Raw genomic sequence first — 14,739 nt, 5'->3', positions numbered from 1 at the left:
TGAGATGTTGAGATGTTGAGATGTTGAGATGTTGAGATGTTGAGATGTTGAGATGTTGAGATGTTGAGATGTTGAGACAGGAACCAGCATTGCTGCAACACCGGATGAATGTGTTGCAGCAATGGATTTTTATCGCAGCTTGATTCGCAATAAAGTGTAACCCAGAACGGCGGAAAGCAACGAACCGCTGAGGATACCCAGCTTAGAGAACGTCACTAACTGTTCGTGGGCAGCGTCAAAGGCCAGCGAACTGATAAATATCGACATGGTAAAGCCAATGCCGCACAGCACGCCAATCGCCATGATATCGCGAATAGTCGTGCCGCTCGGCAAGGCTGCCAGCCTCAGCTTCACCGCCAGCCAGCAAAACAGCGTAATCCCCAGCGGCTTACCGATCAACAGGCCCAGGATGATGCCCAGCGGCTCTGGTGACAGCACATCGCCAAAGGTGATACCCGTCAGCGAAATCCCGGCATTCGCAAAGGCAAACAGCGGCAGAATCAGCCAGTTCACCCACGGCATTAATCCGTGTGCCAGATGTTCCGCAGGCGAATGGCCGTCTTTCTCTTCCAGCGGTACAAAGAAGCCCACGATCACGCCCGCCAGCGTAGCATGGACGCCCGATTTCAGCACGGCCGTCCACAGCACTATGCCGACCAGCATATAGATGGCGATATTCCGCACGTTACAGCGGTTCAGCACCGCCAGCACCACGATAGCGCCTGCCGCCACGCTCAGAGACATCACAGACAGATCGCTGGTGTAAAACAGCGCGATGATCACGATGGCACCCAGGTCATCAATAATCGCCAGCGCCATCAGGAATACCTTCAGGGCGGTCGGCACACGGCTGCCAAGCAGGGCAAGGACTCCGAGCGCAAACGCGATATCCGTCGCGGTGGGGATCGCCCAGCCATTTCGGGCAATCTCATCACCGTGGTTAAACAGCAAAAACACCAGTGCCGGTGCCGCCATTCCCCCTAACGCGGCAATCACCGGAAAGATGGCCCGATCGCGGCTGGCGAGTTCGCCTGAGATCAGCTCGCGCTTCACTTCCAGACCAATCAGCAGGAAGAACAGTGCCATCATGGCGTCGTTGATCCATAGAAGCAGATTTTTACTGATATCCAGTTCGCCGAAGCGAATCTGTACCGGTGTATCCAGCAAAGCCTGGTAGCCCTGGGCGGTGGAAGCGCCATTGGCGAGGATCATAGCGACGACCGCAGCCAGAATGAGCACCATGCCGTTGCTGGCATCGCTCTCAATAAAACTTTTCAGTAAATGCTTAATTCGACGAGGTTTTGACAAAATGCACTCCTCCTGAGCGTAATACAGAATGCTGAGCAGTGTAACGATTCAACGAACCTGATAAAAAGCTTATTTAGTCGCTTTTACATTACGTTAGACTTTTGGCTACAACAGCCCGCGAATGATAACCCGACGGGAGAACCGGATAGCCGTGAAAGGTGCAGAGCTGGTCTGTGCCAGAAACCGTTTCAGCAGTGCAGGACGCAAAAAAAAGCGGAGAGTTTCCTCTCCGCTTTCATCGGGTCTGACGTCAGTAACGCGATTAACGCGTCAGGTCGTCGAAGAATTTCTTCACGCCGTCGAAGAAGCTTTTGGAGCGCGGACTGTTATGCTCGCCGCTGGGCCCACCAAAGCTCTCTTCCAGCTCACGCAGCAACGCTTTCTGCTTGTCATTAAGGCTGACAGGGGTTTCCACCACCACACGACACAGCAGATCGCCTACCGCACCGCCGCGCACCGATTTCACACCGCGCCCGCGCATGCGGAACAGCTTGCCGGTCTGGGTTTCCGCTGGCACTTTCAGCTTCACGCGACCGTCCAGCGTCGGCACTTCAATCTCGCCACCCAGGGCGGCCATCGCAAAGTTAATCGGTACTTCGCAGTAGAGGTTGTTCTCTTCACGCTCGAAGATCGGGTGTTTTTTCACCGACACCTGCACGTACAGATCGCCCGCGGGTGCGCCCTGCTCACCGGCTTCACCTTCACCGCTCAGACGAATACGGTCGCCCGTATCCACACCGGCAGGAATTTTTACCGACAGGGTTTTCGATTTCTCTACGCGACCGTGCCCGTGACAGGCATTGCACGGATCTTTAATCACCGAGCCGCGACCGTGACAGGTCGGACAAGCCTGCTGTACGGTGAAAAAGCCCTGACGCATCTGTACCTGGCCTGCACCATGACAGGTTGAACAGGTTTGCGGTTTGGTGCCCGCTTTGGCACCGCTGCCGTGGCAAACGTCACACTCTTCCAGCGTCGGTATACGGATCTCTTTGGTCACGCCGCGAACCGCTTCTTCCAGCGTCAGCTCCATGTTGTAGCGCAAATCTGCACCACGGGCTGCGCGCTGACGGCGGCCACCACCAAAGATGTCACCGAAAACGTCGCCAAAGATATCGCTGAAATCTGCACCGCCGCCGCCAAAGCCGCCGCCGCCGTATCCGCCACCGCCCATACCACCTTGTTCAAAGGCAGCATGGCCGTACTGATCGTAGGCCGCACGCTTCTGAGGGTCGGTCAGAATCTCGTAGGCTTCTTTCGCTTCTTTAAATTTGGTTTCAGATTCTTTATCACCGGGATTGCGGTCCGGATGATGTTTCATCGCCAGGCGTTTGTAAGCCTTTTTGATTTCACGCTCGTCTGCAGATTTGGCGACGCCTAAAATCTCGTAGTAATCACTCTTCGCCATTTATTTAGCCCTTAACATGATCGCACGGGCGTGGAGAAAACTCCTACGCCCGTGCTGGTTTCAACGGCTGTCAGGGCAACCGTCGCGCCCGGTCAGGGGCAATTATTTCTTATTGTCTTTCACTTCTTCGAATTCAGCATCAACCACGTCGTCATCTTTCTTCGCTGACGCATCGTGGGCATCCGCTGCACCTGCCTGAGACTGCTGTGCCGCTTCCATCAGCTTGCTGGACACTTCCATCAGCGCCTGCATTTTGGCATCGATCTCTGCTTTATCTTCGCCTTTCAGCGCAGTTTCCAGCGCGCTCAGTGCAGCTTCGATAGGCGCTTTATCATCAGCTGACAGCTTGTCGCCCGCTTCATCCAGCTGCTTACGTGTGCTGTGCGCGATCTGGTCGCCCTGGTTACGGGTCTGCACCAGCTCTTCGAACTTACGGTCAGATTCTGCGTTCGCTTCAGCATCACGAACCATCTTCGCAATCTCGTCCTCGTTCAGGCCGGAAGACGCCTTAATGGTGATCTTCTGCTCTTTACCGCTGTTTTTGTCCTTCGCCGACACGTGCAGGATACCGTCCGCATCGATGTCAAAGGTCACTTCAATCTGCGGCATACCGCGTGGCGCAGCCTGAATGCCGTCCAGGTTAAACTGGCCCAAAGACTTGTTGTCGTTGGCACGCTTGCGTTCACCCTGCAGCACGTGAATCGTTACGGCAGACTGGTTGTCTTCTGCCGTCGAGAACACCTGGCTGTGCTTGGTTGGGATGGTGGTGTTCTTGCTGATCAGCGATGTCATCACGCCACCCATGGTTTCGATACCCAGTGACAGCGGGGTCACGTCCAGCAGCAGAACGTCTTTAACATCACCACCTAACACACCGCCCTGTACCGCAGCACCTACGGCAACTGCTTCGTCCGGGTTCACATCTTTACGTGGCTCTTTACCAAAGAACTCGGTCACTTTCGCCTGAACCAGTGGCATACGAGTCTGACCACCTACCAGGATGACATCGTTGATGTCAGAAACTGACAGTCCGGCGTCCTGCAGTGCCACTTTCAGCGGCTCGATAGAGCGAGCAACCAGATCTTCAACCAGTGATTCCAGTTTAGAACGAGTCACTTTAATGTTCAGGTGCTTAGGACCGGTTGCGTCCGCCGTGATGTACGGCAGGTTAACATCGGTCTGCTGCGCAGAAGACAGCTCGATCTTCGCTTTCTCTGCCGCTTCTTTCAGGCGCTGCATCGCCAGCGGATCGTTGTGCAGATCGATGCCCTGATCTTTCTTAAATTCCGCGACCAGATAGTTGATCAGACGGCTGTCGAAGTCCTCACCACCCAGGTGGGTATCACCGTTGGTTGCCAGCACTTCAAAGGTTTTCTCGCCATCAACTTCATCGATTTCGATGATAGAGATATCGAATGTACCGCCACCCAGGTCATAAACCGCTATCGTGCGGTTGCCCTGGCCTTTATCCAGACCGTAAGCCAGTGCCGCGGCGGTAGGTTCGTTAATGATACGTTTGACTTCCAGACCTGCGATACGGCCGGCATCTTTGGTCGCCTGACGCTGCGCATCGTTGAAGTAGGCTGGAACAGTGATAACCGCTTCAGTCACTGGCTCACCCAGGAAATCTTCAGCCGTTTTCTTCATCTTTTTCAGGACTTCCGCAGAAATCTGCGGCGGTGCCATTTTCTGGCCTTTCACTTCCAGCCATGCGTCGCCGTTATCGGCACCCACAATTTTGTATGGCATGATTTTGATATCACGCTGCACTTCTTCGTCCTGGAAGCGACGGCCGATCAGGCGCTTAATCGCAAAGAGGGTATTCTGCGGGTTGGTGACGGCCTGACGTTTAGCCGGTTGTCCGACCAGAGTTTCCCCATCCTGGGTGTAAGCGATGATCGAAGGCGTGGTGCGATCGCCTTCCGCGTTTTCGAGTACGCGCGCTTTGGTGCCGTCCATGACCGCAACACAAGAGTTGGTTGTACCCAGGTCAATACCAATAATCTTACCCATCTAAACATCTCCCACTTAAATTCGTTGCCAGTTTGGGTTGTGAACCTTTTATGTGGGCAGGTTGTTTACATTCAACCCAACCTCACATGCTTTTTTTTACAACGTTCACAACGCTCGATGACAAGTAAATGGGGTCGCTTAGAAGCGCATCAAGGGTTAAATGAAAAAAAATTTTCAGTCCCTGTCAGACCAGGATCAAAGACGGCTATGAATACGCTGACTATTATGCGGCTCGCCGCGCTTATTCTGCATTGAGGCGGGCAGCGCCTTTTACGCTAACAACACCGCTGAGGAACGATGACAACGACAACACTGGCCAATCCTGCCCCCCTGGGGTTGATGGGATTCGGCATGACAACGATTTTACTGAATTTGCACAATACGGGCCTGTTTGCCATGGATGTGACCATTCTGGCGATGGGCATGTTTTATGGTGGGATTGCGCAGGTGCTGGCCGGACTGCTGGCGTTTAAAAAGAATAATACGTTTGGACTGACGGCCTTTACCTCTTACGGCATTTTCTGGCTAAGCTTTGTGGCTATTCAGTTACTGCCTGAAATGGGGCTGGCGAAACCGGCCAATGAGACCTTTTTAGGCGCCTGGCTAGGACTGTGGGGCCTGTTTACCCTGTTTATGTTCTTTGGCACGCTGCGGAGCGCAACGATGCTGCAGTTTGTTTTCGGCTCGCTGGCGTTATTGTTCCTGTTACTGGCGACGGGTCACCTGGCGCATCTTCCCGCGCTGATCCCCTGCGCAGGCTGGGTCGGGTTGGTGTGCGGTGCCAGCGCCTGTTACCTGGCCATAGGTGAAGTGCTAAACGAAACCTTCGGACGGATCGTTCTGCCCATCGGCGCGTAAGCAAATGGTCGAGGCAGCACGCGGAGCCCGGCTCCGCGTGCGTGTTTATGCCTGTTTTATCCCGTCACACAGATTCGGCTCATGGCTGATATCCTGTCTGAGCCAGAGACCGATCAGCAACCCGACCAGCGCAAGCGTCATGACATACCAGCCGGGTGCCATGGTGGAAACGTTCATCAGCAGCGTCACGCAAATCGGCGTCAGGCCACCAAATACCGCATAAGAAAGATTATAAGAGAACGACAAGCCGGTGAAACGCACCTCAGCAGGGAACGCACGTACCATCACAAAGGGCACAATCCCCACGACGCCCACGCTAAAACCCACCAGCCCATAGAGCTGAAACAGGTAATCAGGATACTGAGGCGCGAGGGAATAGAACATCCCGCTACACAATGCCAGCAGCACGCTACCGAGGCTCAACGTCCGACTGGCGCCAAAACGGTCCACCAACAGCCCGGCAACGATGCACCCGATACATAACATGATAATCGCGATGCTGTTGGCCTTTAAGGTGAGCGCCGGGGCCATACCATGCTGTTTCTGCAGCCAGACCGGCGCCATTAAAATCACCACCACGATGCAGGCAGACAGCATCCAGGTCAGCAGAATCGAAATCACGACCGATTTTTGGTGTTTAAGGATTACGGTTTTCAGCGGCAGCTCCTGCGCCAGCGTTTTACGCTGCTGCATTTCAATGAAAACCGGCGTTTCATGTAGCCAGCGGCGAAGATACATCGCCCCCAGGCCAAACAATCCGCCCAGGAAAAAAGGAATGCGCCAGCCGCCATCATGAATGGCCTGCTGGGTCATGGTGGTATTAATTAAGGTTGCCACGACCGACCCTAACAGGATGCCGATAGTGAGTCCGGCGGTCAGCGTGCCGCAGGCGATACCAATACGTTTGTAGGGCACGTGCTCCGCCACAAAAACCCATGCGCCCGGGACTTCCCCACCAATCGCCGCGCCCTGTAGCATGCGCATCAGCAGCATTAACAGGGGGGCCGCCAGGCCAATCGCGTCCCAGCCAGGCAGTGCGCCCATAGCCAACGTGGGCAGCGCCATCAACAAAATACTCAGGCTGAACATTTTTTTGCGACCCACTTTATCGCCAAAGTGGGCCATGATGATGCCGCCCAGCGGACGCGCCAGGTAGCCCGCTGCAAAAATGGCGAACGTCTGGAGCTGGCGGAGCCATTCAGGAATATCGCTGGGGAAGAAAATCTCGCCGATCACGGCAGCGAAAAAAACGAAAATAATGAAGTCGTAAAATTCCAGCGCGCCACCCAGCGCCGCGAGTGCCAGCGTTTTGTAATCCTGGGGTTTCAGGCGCGGTGTCTTAAATGTGGTCATAAGCGTCCAGAGAAAGTGAAAACAGTTGTAAAGATTCTCTTACTATACCGTCAATTTATCACCACACCAGCGAGCCTGTAGCTTATTCCTGAAAAGCAAAATATTTAGTTATTTATCTCACGTATCGCGCTTTTGGGGCGAAAAGCTGCTACCACATCCGCGTGCGTCTCCACGTAAGGGCCTTCCAGAAGCTGTAAACAATAAGGTACAGCCGCGAAGATGCCCGGAACGTTTATCTTGCCCTGGTCGTCTTTAAGGCCTTCCAGGGTTTCCCTGATGGACTTCGGCTGGCCGGGCAGATTGAGAATGAGCGACTGTTTACGGATCACCCCTACCTGACGCGACAGAATGGCCGTCGGCACAAACTGCAGGCTGATTTGCCGCATTTGCTCACCAAACCCCGGCATCTCGCGATCGGCAACGGCCAGCGTGGCATCGGGCGTAACATCACGCCGGGCCGGGCCTGTCCCACCGGTGGTCAATACCAGGTGGCAAAAACGCTCATCGACCAGCTCGCAAATCGTCTGTTCTATCATGGGCTGTTCATCGGGCACCAGGCGCGTTTCCACTTCAAAGGGCGTGCTGATCGCGCTGTTCAGCCAGGCTTCCAGGGCAGGGATCCCCTGATCCTGATAAATCCCGTTCGCGGCGCGATCGGAAACCGAGATCAATCCGATACGTAATGTGTTCATGATGATATTCGCTGTGATTTACCGCAGTGCGGTGCATGGGGAAGGAGGTACTAAGAAGAATAACAAACGGTGGCGGAAAGGGAAAACCGTGGCGACAGCGCCGCCACGGTAAAACGATTACAGCATTTCTGCCAGCATCTTCTCAAGCTTGCCCTGGTCGATGGCAAAATTACGAATGCCTTCGGCCAGCTTGGTCACAGCCATAGGATCCTGATTGTGCTGCCAAAGGAACTCGGATTCTGTCATCTTACCCGGACGCGCTTTAACTTCACCCTTGTAGCTCAGCTTACGCTCCAGTGTGCCTTCACTCTCCGCCAGCTCTTTCAGCAGCGCAGGCGAAATGGTCAGACGGTCACAACCGGCCAGTTCGATGATCTCACCGACGTTACGGAAGCTGGCGCCCATCACAACGGTTTCGTAACCGTGCTGCTTGTAGTAATCGTAGATTTCAGACACGGACACCACGCCAGGATCTTCGTGTGGCGCGTACTCTTTCTTGTCCGTGTTGGCTTTGTACCAGTCGAGGATACGGCCAACAAACGGCGAAATCAGGTAAACACCCGCTTCAGCACAGGCACGCGCCTGAGCGAAGGAGAACAGCAGGGTCAGGTTACAGTTGATACCTTCTTTTTCCAGCTGCTCTGCTGCACGAATGCCCTGCCAGGTGGAGGCCAGTTTGATCAGGATACGATCGTTGCTGATACCGGCATCGTTGTACAATTTAATCAGGCTGCGAGCTTTGGCAATGCTGGCTTCGGTGTCATAAGAAAGGCGAGCATCCACTTCGGTGGAGATACGGCCCGGCACCAGCTTAAGAATTTCCAGACCGATGTTAACGGCCAGCTTGTCGGATACCAGCTGCAGCTGTTGTTCTTTATCGCTGCTCTGCTGACGCGCCCAGGCGATCGCTTCATCAATCAGTTTGCGGTATTCAGGGATTTGAGCAGCATTGAGAATCAGAGAAGGGTTGGTCGTTGCGTCCTGAGGCTGATACAGCTTCATCGCTGCGATATCACCAGTGTCGGCCACTACGGTGGTCAGTTGACGCAGGGAGGTCAGTTTGTCCGTCATGTTTTTTCTCTTAGTTAACTGTCAGGGTGATAAAAGGCTGTTGGGATAATATCACGCGGTAACGGTGGTGCAAGGTCAGGGAATGCCGTTTACGATAGCGCGAACAAATAGGAGTGATTTGCCGATCCTTGCGGCTTTTTTGCTACACTCGCAGGCAACAATTACAGGCTAACCCCTTAAAAAAAGGGACTCATTGAGGAAGCGACGATGTTGATGGTGATTTCTCCTGCCAAGACGCTGGATTATGAAAGCCCCCTGACGACGCAGCGTTTTACCCAGCCCGCGCTGTTAGAAAAGTCACAACAGCTGATTGAAATTGCGCGTAAGCTCTCGCCGGCACAGGTCGCTTCACTGATGAGCATTAGCGACAAGCTGGCACACTTAAACGCTGACCGCTTTAACAGCTGGCAGCCGGATTTCAATCTGAAGAATGCCCGTCAGGCTATTCTGGCGTTTAAAGGTGATGTCTATACCGGTTTACAGGCTGAGACGTTTAGCGAGCAAGATTTCGACTTTGCCCAGCAGCATCTGCGTATGCTGTCCGGACTTTACGGCCTGCTGCGTCCGCTGGATTTAATGCAGCCCTATCGGCTGGAGATGGGCATCAAACTGGCTAACCCGGCCGGTCAGGATCTCTACAGCTTCTGGGGCGATCTGTTAACGGAAAAACTGAACGACGCGTTGGCCAGTCAGGGCGATGACGTGCTGATCAATCTGGCTTCCGATGAGTACTTCAAAGCCATCAAACCCAAGAAACTGCAGGCGCGCCTGATTAAACCGGTCTTTCTGGATGAGAAAAATGGCAAATTCAAAGTGATCAGTTTCTATGCGAAAAAAGCACGGGGACTGATGAGCCGTTACATCATTCAGAATCGCCTGACGAAGCCAGAGCAGCTTACGCGGTTCGACGTGGATGGCTATGCTTTTGCGGCTGAGGAAAGCCGTGAGAATGAGATGGTGTTTAAACGCGCCGAACGGTAACAACAGCCCGACGCATGAGCCCTGCAAAAGCGATGAGGTGGTCAGCCCACCTCATCCTGACTGACAGAGCATTACTTGAGCAGAAACGCCCGTAGTTGGGCAAAATCTGCGCCCATCTGATGCGACAGCAGGGGCAGATCCGCGCGCTCAGCCAGCTCGGCAGGCAATGCCAGTTTCTGATCCAGAATGCTTTCCACGCTCTCCAGGAACTTAGCCGGATGGGCCGTTCCGAGGAATAAACCAAACTCCCCTTCCTGCAGCTGGTCACGCAACAGACGCCAGGCAATTGCTGCATGCGGCTCAGAGACGTAACCCAGCTTCGCCAGCTCGCGCATCGCTTCACGCGTAACATCGTCCGTTACCGCACCGTAAGCCAGATCGCTCAGACGCCAGGTTTTACGGCGGAACAGCTCTTCCACACGCGGCCAGTTGTTTGGCTGGCTAACGTCCATAGCATTCGACAGCGTCGCCACGGTGGCGTTAGGCTGCCATTCACCCTTGCCCAGGAAACGTGGCACCGTGTCGTTGGCGTTGGTCGCGGCGATAAAGCGTTTAATCGGCAGGCCGAGTGATTTCGCCAGCAGGCCGGCCGTTAAATCACCAAAGTTTCCGCTTGGCACGGAGACCACCAGCTGATTACGCTTCTCCTGCGGCAGTTGGGCAACCGCTTCAAAGTAGTAGCAAATCTGCGCCAGCAGGCGGCTGATGTTAATCGAGTTAGCGGAGTTCAGGCCGATCGCCTTTTTCAGCGCCTGATCGTCAAACGCCTGCTTAACCAGCGACTGGCAGGCGTCAAAATCGCCGTCAATCGCAATGGTTTCGATGTTGCCGCCCAGCGTGCAGAACAACTTCTCCTGTAACGGGCTGATTTTCCCCTGCGGATAGAGGATGACAACACGCACATTCTCCATACCGTAAAAGGCGTGAGCCACGGCAGCACCGGTATCGCCGGACGTCGCCGTCAGAATGGTAATTTGCTCATCGGACCCGCTGACGTATGACAGCATCTGCGCCATGAAGCGGCCGCCAAAATCTTTGAACGCCAGCGTCGGGCCGTGGAACAACTCCAGGCAGGCAATGTCGTCGCTGACGGCCTTAACCGGCGCCGGGAAGGTGAACGCGGTTTTCAGGCGTTCAGTCAGGTGCGCTGCCGGGATTTCATCCCCGATATAGGCTGAAAGGATTTTACTGCTGCGGGTAACAAAATCCATTTCCAGCATGGCATCGATGTCGGTCAGTTCAAATTCCGGCAGTTCGAGCGGAAAAAACAGCCCTTGCTGTGAACCCAGACCTTGTTTCACCGCCTGGGCGAAGCTGACCTGCTCGTTATGATCCTTAAGGTTGTAGAGTTTCATGCGTTATCCCAGTTTACGTGCGCCAGCCGTATCAAGACGGCAGATATGGACGAAGCCTTCATCGTTCTGCAGATAGTGCTGGCTCAGCCAGTCGGCCATCTGCTGCGCCGTTTCCATCTGGTTGCAAACGGCAAATAGCGTGGGGCCGGAGCCCGATATTCCACAGGCCAGCGCGCCAATATCCTGCGCGGCCTGGCGAGCCTCGGCAAAGCCCGGTAACAGCTGAGTACGATAAGGCTCAGCAATGACATCCTGCATAAGTTTAGCCGCCAGCGCAGGTTGGCGCGTATGACAGGCGTGAACAAAGCCTGCCAGCAGACGACCGTGTTTGATGCAGTCCTGCTTTGCATACTGCGCAGGTAAAATCGCCCGCGCTTCCGCCGTCGAGACTTTAATACCCGGATAGGCCATGACCCACAGCCAGTCGTCAAATCCGGGTACGGCCTGACTGATAATGCCGTTTTCTTCCAGCATCAGCTGAATACCGCCAAGGAAGCAGGGCGCGACATTATCGTAATGTACGCTACCGGAGATGCGCCCTTCCAGTTCTCCCATCAGGGTCAGGAGCTGAGTTTCATCAAGCGGGTTACCACAAAATTCATTCATCGCCATCAGGCCAGCCACCACGGAGCAGGCGCTGGAGCCGAGGCCGGAGCCGATCGGCATATTTTTTTCCAGCGTCATCGCTACAGGTACGGTTTTGCCAATCGCTTCACAAAAACGCTGCCAGCACTGATAGACGATGTTCTCTTTGGGATCGCTGGGCAGCTTACTGACAAAACGTCCCGCATTGCTCAGGCTAAAGCTGTCGGCCGCCTCGACCGACACGCAGTCACCCAGCAATGTACCATCCACTGGCGATACCGCCGCGCCCAGCACGTCAAAACCCACGCTGACGTTACCGATTGAGGCCGGCGCATAAATTTTTACCATCATTACACTCCCAACTTCCATGACAGTGTGCGCAGCAGATCGGCAAACACGCCCGCAGCTGTCACATCGTTTCCTGCACCGTATCCGCGCAATACTAACGGAATCGGCTGATAATAGCGGCTGTAAAAGGCCAGCGCGTTTTCGCCATTTTTGACTTTGAAAAGCGGATCGTTACCGTCAACCGCATCGATCTTCACTTTACATGCCCCGCCCTCTTCGATCACGCCAACCAGACGCAACACTTTGCCTTCAGCACGTGCCTGTTCCACTCTGGCTGCAATCGCCGCATCGGCTTCGGGTAACTGCGCCATAAACTGGTCAACATCGGCGATGGCATTCAGATGCGCGGGCAGCAGGGGTTCGATTTCAATGTCGCTCATTTCGAGCGAATGCCCCGCTTCACGCGCCAGAATCAGCAGCTTGCGCGCGACATCCGTACCTGAGAGATCGTCACGAGGATCGGGCTCGGTAAAGCCCATCTCGCGTGCCATCCTGGTCGCTTCTGACAGCGATACACCTTCATCCAGCTTGCCAAAAATATAGGATAACGATCCTGATAAAATTCCCGAGAACCTGATCAACTCATCGCCTGCATTGAGCAGATTTTGCAGGTTCTCAATGACGGGTAAACCCGCGCCGACGTTAGTGTCATACAGGAACTTACGACGCGATCCCGCCGCCGCCACACGCATCTTCTGATAGTATTCCCACGACGAGGTGTTGGCCTTTTTATTCGGCGTGACCACGTGAAAACCTTCCGCCAGAAAATCTGCGTACTGGTCGGCAACCGCCTGGCTCGAGGTACAGTCCACAATCACCGGATTCAGTAAATGATACTCTTTAACCAGGCGAATTAAGCGCCCCAGGTTAAACGGCTCTTTGGCCTGCGCCATTTCGCCTTTCCAGTCGCTGAGATCGATACCGTGCACGTTGGTTAACAGCGCCCGGGAATTCGCAATGCCGCAAACGCGGAGATCGATGTGCTTTTGTTTAAGCCACGTCTGCTGGCGATGCAGCTGATCCAGCAGGGCGCCGCCGACTCCGCCGACGCCCACCACAAAAACCTCAATCACCTGGTCGGTGGCAAACAGCATCTGATGCACGACGCGCACGCCCGTGGTGACGTCATCATTATTGACCACGACCGAAATAGAGCGTTCAGACGATCCCTGAGCGATAGCGATAATGTTGATATTGGCGCGCGCCAGGGCAGAGAAGAATTTCGCTGAAATCCCGCGCAGGGTGCGCATGCCATCCCCTACAACCGAGATCACCGCCAGATTTTCGATAACGTCCAGCGCATCCAGCAATCCATCTTTCAGTTCAAGATAGAATTCGTCTTCCAGCACACGGCGCGCTCGCGCCTGCTCGCTCTGAGGAACACAGAAGCTGATGCTGTATTCAGAAGAAGACTGGGTGATTAACACCACTGAAATCCCGGTGCGTGACATGGTCGCGAACACGCGGGCGGCCATGCCCACCATGCCTTTCATCCCCGGGCCAGACACGTTAAACATCGCCATATTATTCAGGTTGGTGATGCCCTTAACCGGGAATTCATCCTGTTCACCATTGGCGCTGATCAGCGTACCTGGGGCCTGCGGATTGGCCGTGTTTTTGATCAGGCAAGGGATCTGGAACTGGGCGATAGGCGCGATAGTCCGTGGATGCAGGACTTTCGCCCCGAAATAGGAGAGCTCCATCGCCTCCTGGTATGACATGGATTTGAGCAGGCGGGCATCCGGCACCTGACGGGGATCGCAGGTATAAACCCCGTCTACGTCGGTCCAGATTTCGCAGCAATCGGCACGCAGACAAGCCGCCAACACGGCAGCAGAGTAGTCGGAACCGTTTCGGCCCAGCACCACCAGCTCGCCCCGCTCATTACCGGCGGTAAAACCGGCCATCAGGATCATATTTTCAGCCGGAATTTTACTGGCTTCGATGCGGCGGGTTGATTCTGCGATATCCACGGTAGACTCGAGATAGTGGCCGATGGCTAACAGCTTCTCGACCGGATCGATAACGCTGACGCCATAACCTCGTGCCTCAAGCAGCTTTTCCATAATCGCAATCGAGAGCTTCTCACCACGACAGATCATCGCGGCGTTGACGCTGTCAGGGCACTGTCCCAACAGGCTGATCCCGTGCAGCACCTGTTTAAGCTGAGCAAACTCGCTGTCTACGCGGCTTTTAAGCCCGTCATAGTCGAAACCGGGTTGCGCCTCGGCCAGCCCCTGCAGCAGCTCCGCAAAGATGCGCGTCGCGTCACTGATATTCGGCAGCGCATCCTGACCGCTAATGGTTTTTTCGATCATCGCGACCAGATGGTTGGTAATCTTAGCGGGCGCAGAAAGCACGGTGGCAACCTGTCCCTGTTGCGCATTACTTTCCAGAATATCGGCCACGCGCAGAAAACGCTCTGCATTAGCAACCGAGGTCCCACCGAATTTCAGCACTCGCATGATGTCAACTCTCCTGATTTTGAGTCAAAAAAAAACCCGCACTCGTGAGGTGCGGGCTTCTTTTCTGTTTTTCCTGGATGCGTCAGCCCGCCCCTTTACCGATCGTAATGGTAATGGTGGTGGTAATAATTGTGGTGTTCAGGCTGTGATTACGCATTCAGATTTATTTTTTCTGTCTGTCATTGATTGTCCGTCTGCGTCAAGAAGTAAAGCAAAGCGCACATTAAGTCAACGGTTTTATCCGTTGCGCAAATACAGACCACAATGTTTAGCATGCTGTTAAACAAAAAAAGCCTGGTGAA

Annotated in this window: 11 protein-coding genes and 1 other annotated feature; of the genes, 2 read left to right on the top strand and 9 right to left on the bottom strand. The window is 54.5% G+C overall.

Annotated features, from left to right (window positions below; genetic code table 11):
- Window positions 1-129: 129 nt before the first annotated feature.
- From nhaA to dnaK, 3 genes are all read right to left on the bottom strand, one after another.
- Window positions 130-1,308, bottom strand: coding sequence for a Na+/H+ antiporter NhaA (nhaA, locus tag QLG08_RS18855; protein WP_282473134.1), 1,179 nt, complete (start codon window positions 1,306-1,308; stop codon window positions 130-132).
- A 262-nt stretch (window positions 1,309-1,570) separates the two neighbouring features.
- A complete protein-coding gene (gene dnaJ / locus QLG08_RS18850) occupies window positions 1,571-2,716 on the bottom strand; it encodes a molecular chaperone DnaJ (RefSeq protein WP_013024559.1) in 1,146 nt (381 codons plus the stop codon).
- A gap of 102 nt (window positions 2,717-2,818) precedes the next feature.
- The gene (dnaK, locus tag QLG08_RS18845; protein WP_013024558.1) at window positions 2,819-4,729 is read right to left on the bottom strand and encodes a molecular chaperone DnaK; all 1,911 of its coding nucleotides are present in this window, start codon (window positions 4,727-4,729) and stop codon (window positions 2,819-2,821) included.
- 297 nt (window positions 4,730-5,026) lie between these two features.
- Here dnaK and QLG08_RS18840 point away from each other — a divergent pair, with 297 nt between their 5' ends.
- The gene (locus QLG08_RS18840) at window positions 5,027-5,587 is read left to right on the top strand and encodes an acetate uptake transporter (protein WP_282473133.1); all 561 of its coding nucleotides are present in this window, start codon (window positions 5,027-5,029) and stop codon (window positions 5,585-5,587) included.
- A 45-nt stretch (window positions 5,588-5,632) separates the two neighbouring features.
- Here the strand turns inward: QLG08_RS18840 and QLG08_RS18835 are convergent, their stop codons facing one another.
- The 3 genes from QLG08_RS18835 to tal form a co-directional block, all read right to left on the bottom strand.
- Window positions 5,633-6,940: an MFS transporter gene (locus tag QLG08_RS18835; protein WP_210523801.1), complete on the bottom strand. Its 1,308-nt coding sequence runs from the start codon at window positions 6,938-6,940 to the stop codon at window positions 5,633-5,635.
- A gap of 104 nt (window positions 6,941-7,044) precedes the next feature.
- Window positions 7,045-7,632: a molybdopterin adenylyltransferase gene (gene mog, locus QLG08_RS18830; protein WP_013024555.1), complete on the bottom strand. Its 588-nt coding sequence runs from the start codon at window positions 7,630-7,632 to the stop codon at window positions 7,045-7,047.
- A gap of 117 nt (window positions 7,633-7,749) precedes the next feature.
- Window positions 7,750-8,703, bottom strand: a complete 954-nt coding sequence (gene tal / locus QLG08_RS18825) for a transaldolase (protein WP_015700986.1) — start codon at window positions 8,701-8,703, stop codon at window positions 7,750-7,752.
- Between the two features lie 207 nt (window positions 8,704-8,910).
- Between tal and yaaA the strand changes: the two genes are divergently transcribed.
- Entirely contained in the window at window positions 8,911-9,684 is a 774-nt protein-coding gene (gene yaaA / locus QLG08_RS18820) for a peroxide stress protein YaaA (RefSeq protein WP_013024553.1), read from the top strand.
- 71 nt (window positions 9,685-9,755) lie between these two features.
- Here the strand turns inward: yaaA and thrC are convergent, their stop codons facing one another.
- From thrC to thrA, 3 genes are read right to left on the bottom strand one after another with little or no spacing between them, the layout of a single operon-like run.
- Complete coding sequence (gene thrC / locus QLG08_RS18815) at window positions 9,756-11,039, bottom strand: threonine synthase (RefSeq protein ID WP_013024552.1); 1,284 nt, start codon at window positions 11,037-11,039, stop codon at window positions 9,756-9,758.
- Between the two features lie 3 nt (window positions 11,040-11,042).
- A complete protein-coding gene (gene thrB / locus QLG08_RS18810; RefSeq protein ID WP_024472265.1) occupies window positions 11,043-11,972 on the bottom strand; it encodes a homoserine kinase in 930 nt (309 codons plus the stop codon).
- Window positions 11,973-11,974: 2 nt separating this feature from the next.
- A complete protein-coding gene (gene thrA, locus QLG08_RS18805; protein WP_013024550.1) occupies window positions 11,975-14,437 on the bottom strand; it encodes a bifunctional aspartate kinase/homoserine dehydrogenase I in 2,463 nt (820 codons plus the stop codon).
- A 25-nt stretch (window positions 14,438-14,462) separates the two neighbouring features.
- Window positions 14,463-14,587 (bottom strand) — a sequence feature (Thr leader region).
- Window positions 14,588-14,739: the final 152 nt, after the last annotated feature.

The organism is Pantoea sp. V106_11, from assembly GCF_029967885.1.
GTDB classification, from domain to species: Bacteria; Pseudomonadota; Gammaproteobacteria; order Enterobacterales; family Enterobacteriaceae; genus Pantoea; species Pantoea ananatis.
Note: the sequence above shows the minus strand (reverse complement) of the source record. Positions and strands in the feature narration are given on the sequence as shown.